Annotated in this window: 16 protein-coding genes and 4 tRNA genes; 7 read left to right on the top strand and 13 right to left on the bottom strand. The window is 50.3% G+C overall.

The genetic code is table 11. The features are described from left to right. Positions 1-8: 8 nt before the first annotated feature. The 7 genes from IEX86_RS18960 to IEX86_RS18930 form a co-directional block, all read right to left on the bottom strand. Positions 9-95, bottom strand: a tRNA-Leu gene (locus IEX86_RS18960). Positions 96-221: 126 nt separating this feature from the next. After that, positions 222-295: transfer RNA gene (locus IEX86_RS18955), tRNA-Cys, on the bottom strand. Positions 296-336: 41 nt separating this feature from the next. Continuing rightward, positions 337-412 (bottom strand) — tRNA-Gly (locus tag IEX86_RS18950). Positions 413-476: 64 nt separating this feature from the next. Then, positions 477-1,034 (bottom strand): CDP-diacylglycerol--glycerol-3-phosphate 3-phosphatidyltransferase, encoded by a 558-nt coding sequence (gene pgsA, locus IEX86_RS18945; protein ID WP_188867702.1) that lies wholly within the window; start codon positions 1,032-1,034, stop codon positions 477-479. Positions 1,035-1,066: 32 nt separating this feature from the next. Further along, positions 1,067-2,893 (bottom strand): excinuclease ABC subunit UvrC, encoded by a 1,827-nt coding sequence (uvrC, locus tag IEX86_RS18940; RefSeq protein ID WP_188867701.1) that lies wholly within the window; start codon positions 2,891-2,893, stop codon positions 1,067-1,069. Position 2,894: 1 nt separating this feature from the next. After that, positions 2,895-3,539 (bottom strand): response regulator transcription factor GacA, encoded by a 645-nt coding sequence (gene gacA, locus IEX86_RS18935; RefSeq protein ID WP_188867700.1) that lies wholly within the window; start codon positions 3,537-3,539, stop codon positions 2,895-2,897. A gap of 132 nt (positions 3,540-3,671) precedes the next feature. Further along, a tRNA-Ser gene (locus tag IEX86_RS18930) sits at positions 3,672-3,761 on the bottom strand. 123 nt (positions 3,762-3,884) lie between these two features. Here IEX86_RS18930 and IEX86_RS18925 point away from each other — a divergent pair. The 7 genes from IEX86_RS18925 to IEX86_RS18895 are packed head-to-tail and all read left to right on the top strand — an operon-like array spanning position 3,885 to position 7,962. Beyond that, positions 3,885-4,553, top strand: a complete 669-nt coding sequence (locus tag IEX86_RS18925) for a Bax inhibitor-1/YccA family protein (RefSeq protein ID WP_188867699.1) — start codon at positions 3,885-3,887, stop codon at positions 4,551-4,553. Positions 4,554-4,599: 46 nt separating this feature from the next. Then, entirely contained in the window at positions 4,600-4,992 is a 393-nt protein-coding gene (tusD, locus tag IEX86_RS18920; protein ID WP_188867751.1) for a sulfurtransferase complex subunit TusD, read from the top strand. Then, complete coding sequence (gene tusC, locus IEX86_RS18915; RefSeq protein WP_188867698.1) at positions 4,992-5,351, top strand: sulfurtransferase complex subunit TusC; 360 nt, start codon at positions 4,992-4,994, stop codon at positions 5,349-5,351. The genes tusD and tusC overlap by 1 nt, the downstream gene beginning before the upstream one ends. Continuing rightward, positions 5,348-5,644: a sulfurtransferase complex subunit TusB gene (gene tusB / locus IEX86_RS18910; RefSeq protein ID WP_188867697.1), complete on the top strand. Its 297-nt coding sequence runs from the start codon at positions 5,348-5,350 to the stop codon at positions 5,642-5,644. The genes tusC and tusB overlap by 4 nt, the downstream gene beginning before the upstream one ends. Further along, positions 5,644-5,958: a TusE/DsrC/DsvC family sulfur relay protein gene (locus IEX86_RS18905; RefSeq protein WP_188867696.1), complete on the top strand. Its 315-nt coding sequence runs from the start codon at positions 5,644-5,646 to the stop codon at positions 5,956-5,958. Before tusB ends, IEX86_RS18905 begins: the two co-directional genes overlap by 1 nt. Then, on the top strand, positions 5,958-6,929 hold the full coding sequence (locus IEX86_RS18900; protein ID WP_188867750.1) for a glycosyl transferase family protein: 972 nt from the start codon (positions 5,958-5,960) through the stop codon (positions 6,927-6,929). Before IEX86_RS18905 ends, IEX86_RS18900 begins: the two co-directional genes overlap by 1 nt. A 28-nt stretch (positions 6,930-6,957) precedes the next feature. Continuing rightward, positions 6,958-7,962, top strand: a complete 1,005-nt coding sequence (locus tag IEX86_RS18895; RefSeq protein ID WP_188867695.1) for a glutathione S-transferase family protein — start codon at positions 6,958-6,960, stop codon at positions 7,960-7,962. On the opposite strand, the gene cysG is transcribed toward IEX86_RS18895, so the two are convergent. From cysG to IEX86_RS18865, 6 genes are read right to left on the bottom strand one after another with little or no spacing between them, the layout of a single operon-like run. Then, a complete protein-coding gene (cysG, locus tag IEX86_RS18890) occupies positions 7,931-9,349 on the bottom strand; it encodes a siroheme synthase CysG (RefSeq protein ID WP_188867694.1) in 1,419 nt (472 codons plus the stop codon). The two genes, IEX86_RS18895 and cysG, sit on opposite strands and share 32 nt — an antisense overlap. Next, on the bottom strand, positions 9,349-10,629 hold the full coding sequence (serS, locus tag IEX86_RS18885) for a serine--tRNA ligase (RefSeq protein ID WP_188867693.1): 1,281 nt from the start codon (positions 10,627-10,629) through the stop codon (positions 9,349-9,351). The genes cysG and serS overlap by 1 nt, the downstream gene beginning before the upstream one ends. A gap of 13 nt (positions 10,630-10,642) precedes the next feature. Further along, a complete protein-coding gene (gene crcB / locus IEX86_RS18880) occupies positions 10,643-11,017 on the bottom strand; it encodes a fluoride efflux transporter CrcB (protein ID WP_188867692.1) in 375 nt (124 codons plus the stop codon). After that, positions 11,014-12,342, bottom strand: coding sequence for a replication-associated recombination protein A (locus tag IEX86_RS18875; RefSeq protein WP_188867691.1), 1,329 nt, complete (start codon positions 12,340-12,342; stop codon positions 11,014-11,016). The genes crcB and IEX86_RS18875 overlap by 4 nt, the downstream gene beginning before the upstream one ends. A gap of 9 nt (positions 12,343-12,351) precedes the next feature. Next, on the bottom strand, positions 12,352-12,975 hold the full coding sequence (lolA, locus tag IEX86_RS18870) for an outer membrane lipoprotein periplasmic chaperone LolA (RefSeq protein ID WP_188867690.1): 624 nt from the start codon (positions 12,973-12,975) through the stop codon (positions 12,352-12,354). A 21-nt stretch (positions 12,976-12,996) separates the two neighbouring features. Beyond that, positions 12,997-15,498: a DNA translocase FtsK gene (locus tag IEX86_RS18865; RefSeq protein WP_373290464.1), complete on the bottom strand. Its 2,502-nt coding sequence runs from the start codon at positions 15,496-15,498 to the stop codon at positions 12,997-12,999. Between the last annotated feature and the right edge of the window lie 132 nt (positions 15,499-15,630).

Here is a 15,630-nt window from a genome sequence, read left to right as displayed (position 1 = left end):
TTTTTATTTGGTGCCCGGAGCCGGAATCGAACCGGCACGGAGTTTCCTCCGAGGGATTTTAAGTCCCTTGCGTCTACCGATTTCGCCATCCGGGCGGTAGCGCTTTAACGAATTGAACCTTCACCAACCACAAAGGATAATTACCGCTCTTTATGGTTGGGCAGCCCAACACGTACTAATTAAAAAGCCCTACAGACCATCAGATCTGCAGGGCTACATAGTGGAGGCCGAGGTCGGAATCGAACCGGCGTACACGGATTTGCAATCCGCTGCATGACCACTCTGCCACCCGGCCTCATAAGAAGACGTCATCTACAATGACGACTACAAACAAATTGGAGCGGGAAACGAGACTCGAACTCGCGACCCCGACCTTGGCAAGGTCGTGCTCTACCAACTGAGCTATTCCCGCGTCTTGGTGACGGGCGCCATTTTATACAATCCCATCACGCTGTCAACTCATTGATTCAAAAAAGTTATTTTTTCTTCGTTATGCTCAGGTGCGGCCAGGCTGCAAGCAGGTAGCTACACATGGACCAAAGCGTAAGCGCAGCCGCTATGATAAGAAGCACATAGCCCGTCAGCACCCAAAACGTCAGCTGAGGAGGATTAGCCAATAATACGATCAACGAAACCATCTGCGCTGCCGTCTTCCACTTGCCAAGACTGGATACTGCCACCTGAGCGCGCGCGCCTAACTCCGCCATCCACTCACGCAACGCCGAGACTACAATTTCTCTGCCGATTATGATCGTAGCAGGCAGAGTTAGCCAAATAGTGGCATGCTCCTGAACTAGCAGCACCAGCGCCACAGCAACCATAAGCTTATCGGCAACCGGGTCTAGGAACGCACCAAACGCCGTACTTTGCTTCCATCGACGAGCTAAATAGCCATCCAGCCAATCGGTAAAACTAGCCAAGGCAAACACTGAACTCGCAGCCCAATAGCTCCAGGAAACCGGCATGTAAAACAGAGCAATAAAAAAAGGAATGAGCAGAACGCGCAGAACAGTAAGCAGGTTAGGAATGTTCATCGGCACAGGAAATATATGAATGTATGGTCATTCTACTCACTGTGCAGTGCAGCATAAATCTGCTCTGCTAGTTTTTTACTAATTCCTGGCGCCTTCGCTATCTCGTCAACACTTGCACGATTGAGTTCCTGAAGGCCCCCGAAGTATTTCAGTAGCTCCCTACGCCGCTTCGGCCCTACTCCAGCAACATCCTCAAGCGTAGAGGTACGGCGAGCCTTTCCTCTTCTCGCACGATGCCCTGTAATCGCAAAGCGATGTGCTTCGTCGCGAATCTGCTGTATCAAATGTAGAGCAGGAGAATGCCCAGGCAAGCTGAACTCATTGGATGGGTCATTCAGATAAAGTGTCTCCAACCCCGGCTTACGCGTTACGCCTTTAGCCACACCCAGCAAGACAAGATCTGGAACAGCCAACTCTTGAAGCACATCCCGAGCCATAGCCAGCTGCCCTTTTCCGCCATCTACTAATAAGATGTCAGGCATCTTGCCTTCGCCATCCTTGAGTTTGCTGAAGCGGCGAGTTAGCGCCTGGTGCATGGCAGCATAATCATCGCCAGCTGTGACGCCCTCAATATTGTAACGACGGTAGTCCGATTTAATAGGCCCCTCAGGACCAAACACCACACAGGAGGCAACTGTAGCCTCGCCACTTGAATGGCTAATATCGAAGCATTCTAGTCTCTGCGGCGTTTCATCGAGGCCTAGCGCCTCAGTCAAAGCCTCAAAGCGAGCCGCCATATGCTGCCTGTTGGCCAGCCGAGTATTAAGCGCTTGCTCAGCGTTTGTTACAGCCAATTGCTGCCAACGGGCGCGAGTACCTCGAACCCGATGCGAAATCTCTAGCCCTCTAGCGTGCAGCTCATTAAACGCACTAATGAGAGTGGCGAAATCCTCATGAACAGCATTTACAATCACTTCATCAGGCAGGTCTCGCTCTATATGAGCAAGATAATACTGCTCAAGAAACGCGAGAAGCACGTCATTGGCCTCCTCCTCAATAGCAACTTGAGGAAAGAAATTCTTGCTACCAAGAACACGCCCGCCGCGCACAGTTATCAGATGAACACATGCACCGCCTGGATTCACCATTGCAGCAATGACGTCAACCTCGCCACTTTCGCCTTCCATATGCTGTTGATCCTGGACCCGCCGCACTAATGCGATCTGATCACGTAACTCCGCTGCCCGCTCAAAGTTTAATGCGATGGATGCCTTATCCATGGCCGCGCTTAACTCGTCAGCCAGTGCATTACTACGCCCCTCCAAGAACATAGCCGAATGCCGGACATCCTCAGCATACTCTTCCCGGGAAACCATGTTCGTGCACGGCCCCTTGCATCGCTTAATCTGATACTGAAGGCATGGCCGGGTACGATTTTTGAAAAAACCGTCTTCACACTGACGCACCATGAATGCCTTTTGCAGAAGATTCAGACTTTCGCGAATGGCACCCGCACTGGGATATGGCCCAAAATAACGACCCCGCACCTTCTTGGCGCCGCGATGAATAGCGAGCCGAGGAAATTCATCTTCGGTCGACAAGAAGACATATGGGTAAGATTTGTCATCTCGTAGAAGGATATTATACGGGGGACGTAATTGCTTGATGAGGTTCTGCTCAAGCAGAAGCGCCTCAGTTTCATTACCAGTAATGGTTGTTTCGATCTGGGAGATTTTCGCTACTAATGCTGCTGTCTTGGGAGCCAAGCCAGTTTTACGAAAGTAGCTCGATAGGCGCTTTTTAAGATTCTTCGCTTTTCCGACATAAAGCACCTTGGCGCTTTCGTCGAACATTCGATAAACACCCGGCCGAGAACTGCAGCCAGCCAGAAAAGCAGAGGAATCAAACGTTTCGGTCATCTCAACTCGTGGCGTCTACCATCCCGTGACGAACTGCCAACAAAGCCAGTTCTACATCACTGGTGATAGAGAGCTTTTCATAAATACGATAACGATAGGTATTAACAGTCTTAGGAGACAAGCAAAGCTTATCTGAGATCACCTGAACCTTATGGCAATTAGCAATCATCAGAGCGATTTGAATTTCGCGTTCCGAAAGAAGGTCAAAAGGCGTGCCATTATTTTGAGGCTGAAAAGACTTGAGCGCTAATTGCTGAGCAATTTGAGCACTGATGTATCGCTGCCCGCTAAAAGCATGACGTATGGCAGTAATCATCTCCTGAATGTCTGCACCCTTGGTGAGATAACCAGAGGCGCCAGCCTGCAGCAGGCGAGTTGGGAAAGGATCTTCTTCGCATGCAGTTACTGCTATGACCTTTACTTCAGGATGGCTACGAAGAAGTTTTCGAGTAGCTTCCAGCCCGCCAATGCCAGGCATTTTAACGTCCATAAGGACTACATCAGGCTTTAATTCTCTGACAAGCTTTAATCCACTCTCGCCAGAATCAGCCTGACCTATAACCTGGATACCATCGACATCCGCCAGCATGCGGATAATTCCGGCCATTACCAGATCATGGTCATCGACCACTAGCACTTTAATCACCGTGCACCTCGTAACGCTGATGCAGAAGCCAATTACAAGCCCAAGACTCATCTTAGGCTAATAAATGCAAAGGAATGTGTAACGACTATACACAAGTCAGAGATAAACGCACGATGACTTGAAGCAAGAAGATGGCGGAGGCGGTGAGATTCGAACTCACGGAAGAGTCTCCCCTTCGACGGTTTTCAAGACCGTTGCCTTAAACCACTCGGCCACACCTCCGCAGGTGCGGGTCGCAATATTACCCTAACGAAACACGCTGTCAAACACTTAAATCTATTTTTTTCAAAGAGTTGTTATTATCTTATGGTATGAATAGGTTTCGACCACATTAGGAGTGTCGTTATGAACGAGCGTCAATATGCCTTCAACCCTGCGGTTGCCGAGCGGCGCGACATTAGTCGTACGCTACGCAACACTTATGCTCTGTTGGGAATGACGCTAGCCTTTAGTGGCTTAGTAGCTTACGTCTCGCAGCAGATGCGGGTTTCGTATCCCAACATTTTTGTTGTCCTGATCGGCTTTTATGGTCTGTTCTTTCTCACTGTAAAATTGCGTAACAGTGGCTGGGGCTTGGTCAGCACGTTTGCGCTTACCGGCTTCATGGGATATACCCTAGGACCGATATTGAATATGTACCTAGGCTTGCCTAACGGTGGAAGCATCATTTCCTCCGCCTTAGGCATGACAGCTTTGGTCTTCTTCGGGCTTTCCGCCTACGCGCTAATTAGCCGTAAAGACATGAGCTTCCTGTCGGGTTTTCTAATGGCAGGCTTCTGGATATTACTTGGCGCAATAGCACTGTCGTTTTTTGTGAACATCAGTGGCTTGCAGCTTGCAATCAGCGCTGGCTTTGTGCTGTTTGCTTCAGCCGCCATTCTATTCCAGACAAGTGCCATCATTCACGGCGGCGAAGATAACTACATCATGGCTACCATTAGCCTGTACGTCTCGATATACAATCTGTTTGTCAGCCTGCTCCAGTTGCTAGGCTTTGCCAGCAGCAACGATTAACGAGATTCGCATTGGAGAGGCCCGCTTCGGCGGGCCTTTTTTATTTATGAAATTTGCTATCGTCGTGTTTTCCGCCCCGCACTCCCCCTCTTCCCGAAGAGCTCTTCGGTTTGCTCAGGCGGCGCTATCAGCTCATCATGAAATAATTCGTCTTTTTTTCTACCAAGATGGTGTACACAATGGCTCCAGCTCAATCGTAACGCCTCAAGATGAGCCAGATTGGGCAAATCAATGGGCTACATTTATTCAGCAAAATCAGCTGGACTCTGTTGTTTGTATTTCTGCCGCTTTACGGCGAGGCATCTTGAGTGAAAGCGAAGCTCATCGCCATGGACGCCAGGGCGCCAACCTTTTGGAACCATGGCAGCTCTCAGGCCTAGGACAACTTCACGAGGCTGCACAAACAGCGGATCGCTTGATTTGCTTTGGAGACACCTAATGGCAAAGTCGATGCTCATTATCAGCCGCCAAGCCCCATGGTCAGGCATGGCCGCACGAGAAGCTTTAGACATTGCCTTGGCTGGTGGAGCCTTTGACCTACCAGTTTCCATGCTGTTTATGGATGATGGTGTTTTTCAATTAACTCCCTCTCAGGCTGCCTCACGACTTGAGCAGAAGGACCTGAGCGCTAATTTGCAAGCTCTCCCCTTGTTTGGGGTAGAAAAGCTTTATGCACTGGAAAACAGCCTGCTGGAGCGCAACCTAAAGCCCTCCATGTTTGAGCTAGATGTCGAGAGTCTGTCTAACGCACAGGTTCGCTTACTGTTAAACGAACACGATATGGTGATAACGCTGTGAAGACGCTTCATCTTATTTCAGCGTCGCCATTCCAAAGCTTGACGCTAGACAGCGCTCTACCTTTACTGGCAGATCAAGATGCGCTTTTGCTGATGGGTGATGCTGCGTACCTGTTACAGAAAAGCCCTCGATCAGACGCTCTACTCGAAAAACTTCCGGTAGGTATTAAAGGCTTTGTTTTACGGGAGGATGTCGAGGCCCGCGGGCTGAATGAAACATCTCGCTTCGACGCGATCGACTATGAGGATTTTGTTAGCCTCTGTGTAACTTATGACAAGGTACAAAGCTGGTAATGAAGGCACTTAACGTTGATCAGGAAGGTTATCTACTTGACTTGGAAGACTGGTCTCCTGAAATAGCAGAGGAGCTTGCGCGCCGAGAAAGTATTTCTTTAACGCCCGAGCACTGGGAAATCCTAAACGCGCTCAGGCGTTTCTACGCTGAGTTCCAGCTCTCTCCAGCTAATCGTCCCCTGATTAGATATATCGCACAGACACTAGGCCCAGAGAAAGGTAACAGCCTTCATCTGAATCTCCTTTTCAAAGGCAGTCCCGCCAAGCTCGCCGCTAAGCTTGCAGGGCTTCCTAAACCGACAAATTGCTTATGATGACAATGTCTGAAGAACATCCCTTTGCACAGTTCATACGGATCATTGGCAAGGGCAAACGCGGCGCGCGCAGCTTAACCCGAGAAGAAGCGCAGGAGGCTATGGGAATGATCCTCGACAAGAAAGTCGAGGATGTTCAGCTAGGTGCCTTTCTAATGCTGCTTCGGCACAAAGAAGAAAGTGCAGAAGAACTTGCCGGTTTTACCGAGGCCGTTCGTACCCGCTTGAATGCACCCGATATTCAAGTGGATCTAGACTGGCCAAGCTATGCTGGTAAAAGACGCCATTTACCTTGGTTTCTTCTTGCCACCAAATGCCTGTCATCTCATGGCATTCGCATTCTGATTCATGGCGGTGGTGCTCATACAGCAGGCCGCCTATACACCGAACAGGTACTTGATACGCTGGGTATACGCTTTTGTACTGATTGGGACCAAGCACAGGACGCCTTAAACACGGATCATTTAGCATTCGCACCGCTCGAAAAATGGATGCCGGTATTGCAACAGATGATCAGTCTGCGCAACACACTTGGGTTACGCTCTCCGATCCATTCGCTAGTTCGATTACTAAACCCGCTTAACGCAACTTGTATCTTGCAGAGCATATTCCATCCAGGCTACCAACCCATTCACCGTGAGGCTAGCCGTCTTTTGGGCGACAAAGCCATCATTATCAAAGGTGAAGGTGGTGAGATCGAAATCAACCCAGACAGTGATTCTCATCTTTATGGAACAGAACAGGGAATAGAATGGGATGAAATGTGGCCCGCACTTTCAGAAAGACGCCACGTCAAACCTGAAAGAATTGATGCTAACCACCTACTAAAAGTATGGAATGGCGAGGCACAGGACCCCTATGGTGAGCTAGCCATTCTTTCCACGATGGCCTTAGGACTTAGAGCGCTAGGTCATGAAAGAGAATTTGCGCTAGGCAAAGCAAAAGAGTATTGGAATCAGCGCCACTCATAAAACTTCCAAACTGCATAGCGAGGAGACAATGGGCCTGTTAGTTGAAGGCAAATGGCTTGACCAATGGTATGAAAACAGCAAAGACGGCAGTTTCAAGCGCGAAAATGCTCAATTTAGACACTGGATCACTCCTACTGGTGAGGCCAGTCCCACTGGCGAAGCTGGCTTCAAGGCAGAACCTGGCCGCTACCATTTATATGTTTCTTTAGCCTGCCCATGGGCTCATCGCACACTTATTTTTCGTAGACTTAAAGGTCTTGAGAATATTATTGATGTGTCCATAGTAAGTTGGCTTATGAAAGAAAATGGATGGACCTTCGATCAAACACGCGGATCAACAGGCGACCTGCTTGGCCCTACACGATTTCTTTACGAACGCTATCTGGAAGCCAAGCCCCAGTACACAGGCCGCGTTACAGTGCCAATGCTCTGGGATAAAAAGCGCCAGTGCATTGTTAACAACGAATCTGCCGACATTATTCGAATGTTCAACAGCGCATTTGACACCTTGACCGAGAACCGCATCAATTTTTACCCAAAGCCGCTGCAGAAAGAAATCGACTCGCTTAATGAGCTTATTTACTCAACGGTAAACAATGGTGTTTATAAGGCAGGCTTTGCGACAGAGCAAAAAGCCTACGCACTCGCCTTTGAGGAGCTGTTTACAACACTTGATCAGCTAGAGGACCGCTTAGGTAACTATCGCTATTTGACGGGCGAATATCTGACAGAAGCAGACTGGCGGCTTTTTACAACACTGATACGCTTCGACGCTGTCTACTACGGCCATTTCAAATGCAATCTTCGTCGTATTATGGACTTCCCCAACCTGCAAGGGTGGTTAAAAGAACTCTATCAATGGCCAGACATTGCAGAAACGGTTAATTTTGAGCACATCAAGCATCACTACTACGGAAGCCATGGGACGATTAATCCAAGTGGCATCATCCCAGGCGGCCCAGCATTGGATTTAGTCTCCCCTCACAATCGCGAGCAATTTTCTAGCTTGGGCCTATGGCAGGAAAATCACTAGGATGCGACTGCCCTTCGAACCACGCTAGCTTGTCACGCAAGGTTACCACTTCACCCACGATGATCAGCGTGGGTGCATGAACTTCATGTTCTGCCACTAGGGTAGGCAAATCTGCCAACGTTCCTGTAAACACACGCTGACTAGACGTCGTTCCTTGTTGAACTAAGGCTGCGGGGGTACTTGGACTTCTGCCGTGCCTGATGAGCTGCTCACAAATGACAGGCAGTCCAACCAAGCCCATATAAAAAACCAATGTTTGCCCTGGCGCAGTCAGATCACTCCAAGGAAGATCGCAGGTGTCATTTTTTAGATGCCCGGTGATAAAGCGCACCGACTGGGCATAATCCCGGTGCGTTAATGGTATGCCTGCATAAGCGGCACAACCACTCGCAGCGGTGATTCCCGGGACTACCTGAAATCCAATTCCATGAGAAGCTAAACGCTCAATTTCCTCGCCACCACGCCCGAAGATAAAGGGATCACCCCCTTTGAGTCTCAACACACGCTTACCTTGAGTAGCTAAGTCAATCAGGAGCTGGTTAATCTCCTCTTGCGGTACAGCATGCTCAGCTCTTTTTTTACCCACATAAATTCTATCGGCGTCTCTACGGCACATGTCCAGAATAGCGGGCGCAACCAAGCGATCGTATAGTACGACATCAGCCTGCTGCATAAGACGCAAAGCCTTGAATGTCAAAAGATCTGGATCACCCGGCCCTGCACCTACCAGATAGACCTCTCCTTTAACAGTAGAAGACGCATTGCGGAGCTTTTCCTCAAGCAACCGTTCGGCTACCTGAGGTTGGCCTGCTAAGACTTTCTCACCAATTTCGCCCTGAAATACTTCCTCCCAGAATACGCGTCTTGCCTGGACATCATCGAAACGCCGCTTGACCTTGGAGCGAAATTTTTTAGCCAGTCCTGCCAATTCACCATAAGCAGCCGGTATCCAGCTTTCAAGCTTGGCTCGCACAAGGCGAGCCAAAACAGGCGCATCGCCACCACTTGATACTGCGACTATCAAAGGCGAGCGATCAATAATCGCAGGAAAAATAACTGTACATAACGCTGGCGAGTCCACCACGTTGACAGGCACACCTATTGCCTTAGCCTGAGTAGAAACCTGGACATTGATATCTTCGTTATCGGTTGCAGCAATAACCAGAACGGACCCACTCATATCACTTGCCTGATAAGGCCGCTCTACCAGCGAATCGCCACTGTTTACAATCAGCTCGCGCATGGCCGGATGGATGCGAGGTGCGACAACCTTGAGCACTGCACCTGCATCTTTGAGCAAACGCGCCTTGCGTAAAGCAACCTCTCCTCCGCCGACAATCAATACAGATCGGCCGATTAGATTGTGAAACAGTGGCAAGAACTCCATCAGCCAATTACCTCAATACCGCCCATGTAGGGCTTGAGGACTTCTGGCACCTGAACAGTTCCATCTGCCTGCTGATAGTTTTCTAATACTGCCACTAGCGTACGACCGACTGCCAAACCAGACCCGTTCAAGGTATGCACAAGTTCAGGCTTACCTGTTTCTGGATTGCGCCACCGAGCCTGCATGCGACGTGCCTGGAAGTCGCCACAGTTAGAGCAGGAAGAAATTTCACGATATTTATCCTGGCTTGGGATCCATACTTCCAGATCATATGTCTTGGTAGCACTAAAGCCCATGTCACCAGTACATAGGGCAAGCACACGGTAAGGCAATTCCAGAAGTTGCAGCACACGTTCAGCGTGGCCTGTCAGCGCCTCTAGTGCTTCGAAGGACTTGGCAGGTTCAACGATATGCACCATTTCAACCTTGTCGAATTGATGCTGACGGATCATGCCACGCGTGTCTCGCCCAGAAGCACCTGCCTCACTACGGAAGCAAGGCGTATGGGCTACCAGCTGAATAGGAAGGGCTTTGGCACCCAAGATCTTGCCTGCAGCCATGTTGGTCAAGGTGACCTCTGCAGTTGGAATCAGGTAGAGAGGGCTTTCACCTTCCCGAGGCACTTTAAACAGATCTTCCTCAAACTTAGGGAGCTGTCCTGTCCCCTGCAATGTTTCAGCTTGCACAAGATAAGGTGTGTAAGCTTCTTCATACCCATGCTCAGCCGTATGCAGATTGATCATGAACTGTGCCAACGCGCGGTGTAGCCGAGCAATAGGACCGCGCATCAAGGCAAAACGGGCACCAGAATAGCGAGAGGCAGTTTCGAAATCCAACCAACCGTGGGCTTCCCCTAAGGTCACATGATCCTTAGCCTCAAACTCGAAATGCTTGGGTGTTCCCCAACGGCGTACTTCTACGTTTTCATCTTCATTAGCGCCTACCGGAACGGATTCATGCGGCAGATTGGGCAATCCCAAGAGCAAAGTGTCCAGCTCGGACTGGATCACATCCAGCTCACGCTTAGCGGCCTCTAACTCACCACCCATCCGGTCAACATCAGCCAAAAGCGGCGCAATGTCTTCACCGCGAGCCTTGGCTTGGCCAATAGCCTTGGATCGACTGTTACGTTCGGCCTGAAGCTCTTCGGTACGTGTTTGCACAGACTTACGAGCTGACTCCAAGGATTCGATGCGCTGTACATCAAGCGTGAAACCACGCACGGCAAGACGTTCTGCCACTTCCTGAGGCTGCGTACGTACCAGTTTTGCGTCAAGCATGTTTTTTCTCGTATCAGAGTTTTGTCAATGACAGGCCTGCCCAAGTAGCAAGCAGACCACCTACGACACTGGCCGTGGCGTATCCAATGGCAAGCAAAGCCTGGCCACCTTCCAGCAAGCGTAACGTATCAAGGGAAAAGGAGGAAAACGTTGTTAATCCACCTAGAAAACCAACAACAAGCCCCGCTCTGAGCTCAGCAGGAACATCAGGGCGAATCAAGAAAAGTCCGTATAAAAGACCAATCAATAAACAGCCCACACAGTTGACAATCAAAGTGCCTATATAGAAATGCCTAGGCCAAGCCGCCGCTACCCAGGACGTTGCCATAAATCGCAGCAGCGTACCTAATGCACCGCCTACCGCAACGGCCAGAATCATACGTATCATGATTTTTTCCGCCGTTGACGCGGACTTGCCCTATCCAGCTCACCCAAATGAGTCAGTTTGTCGCGAATTTTGAGTTCTAAGCCGCGAGGCACGGGCTCGTAATAATGAACGGGCACCTTATCCTCAGGGAAATAATCCTCGCCAGCTGCATATGCGTCAGGCTCATCATGTGCATATCGATATTCCTCTCCATAGCCCAACGACTTCATCAATTTGGTTGGTGCGTTTCGAAGATGTACAGGCACCTCCCTAGAGCCATCCTGTTTAACATCTGCCATTGCCTTATTGAATGCTTTATAAACTGCATTACTTTTAGGCGCACATGCGAGGTATACCAACGCCTGAGCAATGGCAAGCTCACCCTCCGGGCTGCCTAGTCGCTCTTGCACATCCCAGGCGGAAAGACAGATGGATAGCGCTCTAGGATCAGCATTGCCTACGTCTTCACTGGCCATACGCACAACGCGCCGGGCGATATAAAGCGGATCACAGCCTCCATCGATCATGCGAGCGTACCAGTATAAGGTCGCATCAGGATTGGAGCCCCGAACAGACTTATGCAACGCGGAAATCTGATCGTAAAACGCCTCACCACCTTTATCGAAACGACGACGCCCATCGCCGAGCAAGCTTTGTAAAAGGTCCGGGCTGATGCTTGCGCCGTCCTCAGCCAGATCGGCCACGTTTTCAAGTAGATTGAGTAACCTGCGGCCATCCCCATCGGCCGCAGCCAACAGAATCTTCCGGCTTTCATCTGGAAGACTTAACTGGCGCCTACCAAGGCCTTTTTCTTCAAGCAGTGCTCGACTGGCAAGCTGAGTTAAGGCTTCTTCATCCAAGCTTTTAAGGACATAAACACGTGCTCTGGAAAGAAGTGCATTGTTAAGCTCAAACGAAGGGTTTTCAGTCGTCGCCCCAATAAACAAAAGGGTGCCGTCTTCAACATAGGGAAGAAACGCATCTTGCTGGGATTTATTAAAACGGTGAACTTCATCCACGAACAATATGGTTCGCCGTCCATACTGAGCAGCTTGCTGCCGAGCTATCTCAACAGCCTGACGAATTTCCTTTACGCCGGAAAGAACAGCCGAGATCGTCTCAAAATGAGCGTCGGTTACCTCGGCCAGCAAACGCGCCAATGTCGTCTTGCCGACACCTGGCGGCCCCCAGAAAATCATGGAATGCAGCGCGCCCTGCTCAAGAGCTTCCCGCAGAGGCTTTCCACGTGCGAGCAGGTGTTGCTGGCCAACGTACTCGTCCAGCGTGGTAGCTCGCATACGAGCAGCCAGTGGCTGAGCCACTGGCGCTGTACGGAATAGATCCATAGGACAGGATCACTCCTGAATGACGTCAGCACCTTTCGGAATTTCAAAAACGAATTCCGAGGCCTTTACCGGCTCATTCATCTTGGCGTTGAAGAACAAAATATTAGTACGCTGACCGACACTATCGATCAGCTGCATATCGTTGATTACGCTACCGCGAAAGGAGAGCCGCAAGCTATCAAATAGCGTATCGCTGGTTTTCGGCTTGAGGACGAAATCAGTGACATTACCGCTTTGCTTGTACGTAATCGTAAAGCTGTCCTCAATTTTCGATACATCACCCGACAACAGCAGTGCTGGTGTCTGGGTCAGGCGCTGATCGAGCTTCTGGATAGTGACCTGTTCAAGATCAGGGTCATACAGCCATACTTTCTGTCCATCAGATACAAGCAGTTGCTCCATGGGAGAATCTGTATGCCAGCGAAAAAGACCTGGACGCTTGAGGCTTAGATTACCTGCCGTCTCCTGTAGTCGTGTGCCAGAACCGTCTAGTGTTAGCTGGGAGAAGCGAGCCGTCATGGTCTGCGCTTTTTCCAGATACTGGGAAAGGCGATCAGCCGCGTCCGATGCAGCCTGAGCCGAGAAGCTTAAAAAGGTTGTAATTGCCAGGGCAAACAAGCGATTCAATCGCATGGAATTCCTCTTAAACATTAGTTAATCACGCACAGGAGAAGGCGCAATGACTTCCCTTGACCCGTTCGTATTCATAGGCGTGACAACTCCAGCCATTTCCATAGCCTCGATCATTCTCGCGGCACGGTTATAACCGATTTTGAGCTTACGCTGAACTGCGGAAATAGAAGCTCTACGACTTTCCGTTACAAAGCGGACAGCCTCATCATAGAGAGGATCATCTTCCTCTCCTTCACTGCCACCACCGCCACCACTACCATCAAACGAGCCGCCGCCCTCATCAGCACCGGCAAGAATGTCCTCGATATAGTCAGGCGCGCCACGCTGCTTCCAGGCCTCCACCAAACGATGCACCTCATCATCCGATACGAAGGCGCCATGCACACGGATAGGCAGGCCCGTACCTGGCGGGAGATAGAGCATATCGCCGTGCCCTAGAAGCTGCTCGGCCCCACCCTGATCAAGAATGGTTCGAGAGTCGATCTTGCTAGATACCTGGAAAGCCATACGCGTCGGAATGTTGGCCTTGATAAGGCCTGTAATCACGTCTACTGACGGGCGCTGGGTAGCCAGGATTAAATGAATACCAGCAGCACGCGCCTTTTGAGCGATACGCGCAATCAATTCCTCCACCTTTTTACCAACAATCATCATCATGTCGGCGAACTCGTCGACAACCACAACGATTGTAGGCAAGGCCTTCAAAAGAGGCGCTTCCTCATCCATGCTTTCACGTCGATACAGAGGATCTGTTAGAGGCGTTCCTGCTTCTTCGGCATCCTTAATCTTACGGTTAAAACCAGCAAGGTTACGGACCCCCATTGCAGCCATGAGCTTGTAACGCCGCTCCATTTCAGCCACGCTCCAACGCAGCGCATTAGCAGCCTCTTTCATGTCAGTTACGACGGGGCATAAAAGATGCGGGATACCTTCATAAATAGAGAGTTCCAGCATCTTTGGGTCAATCATGATCAAGCGCGCCTCCTCAGGCGTCGACTTGAACAGAATCGATAACAGCATGGCGTTTACGCCTACTGACTTACCCGAGCCTGTTGTACCCGCCACAAGCAGATGAGGCATCTTGGCTAAATCAGCAATAACGGGTCTGCCACCAATATCGTGTCCCAGAGCCAGTGTTACTGGTGACTTAGAAGCCTCGTATTCAGCAGATTCCAATACTTCAGAGAAACGAACCATCTGCCGATCTTCATTTGGAATCTCGATCCCAACAGTAGTCTTGCCTGGAATGACTTCAACCACACGAACACTAAAAACAGCTAACGAACGTGCCAAGTCCTTTGCCAGGTTGGAAATTCGGCTAACCTTTACGCCAGCAGCAGGCTGTATCTCAAAACGAGTAATGACCGGCCCTGGATGAACCGACTCAACTATTACCTCGACGCCAAACTCCTTGAGTTTTATCTCAAGTAAACGCGACATAGATTCTAAAGACTCAGGCGAGAAGCTTTGCTGCTTCTTCTCTGCCGGGTCTAACAGTGATATCGGAGGTATTGTTCCTTCGATGGCAGAGTCGACAAAGTGCGTAGCAGGCGGAACATAGCGCTTAGGCTCGACAGCTTTAGGAGCAGGCGCAGGCGTCGGGATATTGATTTGCGGCGCTGGTCTAGCCATCTGCGGCTTTTCTGCTACAGCCCGCTCAGCGACTGGCGCAGCAGGAGCTGACCTTTGCTGAGGCATCTCGACCTCATCATCAAGCTCAACTGGCACAATGATACGCTCACGGGCCTTTTTGGGCTCTCGCTTGATAGCCGCTTGAGGTTCTTCTTCAACCTCAAGCGCCTCGTCGTCATAATACTCTTCGTCATCCTGCAGCTGTGAAGCAAGGCGCTTACGCTCGCTACGATTGCCCACCCAACGACTGGCACCTCCCTGGATAAGCTCGAACAAATCAAGCGTAATCTTTCCCGTCAAGTCCATAACCTTAAACCAGGAAAGATCTGTGAAGACCGTCAGCCCCAGCAGGAATACAGCCAAAAACAGCAGCGTACTTCCCTGCACATTAAGAGCACTGAGGGCAAGCTGCCCCAGACTTTCTCCAAGAGCGCCTCCGGCAGAAGCCGGTAGATGAGCATCAGCATGAAAGTGAATATAGGCTAAGGCAGAGCCGGCCAGAATCAGAAAAACCAGCCCGGTCAAACGCCATGAGAACAACCACCCACTCCACTCCCAAGGCATATACCGATGCCTGAAGACCTGCCAGGTCTTGACACCCAGCAGCAAGGGGAAAATAAAGGCGAAATACCCTAACGCCATGAACAAGACGTCAGCCAGCCATGCACCGGCGCGTCCTGCAGCGTTGTGGATCTGATCTATACGACTGGTGTGGGTCCAGCCTGGATCAGAAGGGTCATAGGTCAATAAAGCCATTAGCGTATACAGACACAACGCGGCTAACGCGATGAGCAACACCTCCTTCAAACGATAATGAAGGTGTTCGCGCCACTGTGTCACAGGGCTGGCAGAAGTAGATTGTTTCAAACGCGACTTTTCCTGCACCGACAACGTGAAGATGAAAAGAAACAAGGCAGCATTCTACGACTCTACGCAGCTCGTTCCATACGAAAAACCGAGTCGCAACAACAATGACCTATTTTTACCACGACTTTAGCCGTGAACCATGCATTGGAACATTCT

This window comes from Pseudomonas asuensis, assembly GCF_014646755.1.
In the GTDB taxonomy this organism is placed as follows: Bacteria; Pseudomonadota; Gammaproteobacteria; order Pseudomonadales; family Pseudomonadaceae; genus Chryseomonas; species Chryseomonas asuensis.
Note: the sequence above shows the minus strand (reverse complement) of the source record. Positions and strands in the feature narration are given on the sequence as shown.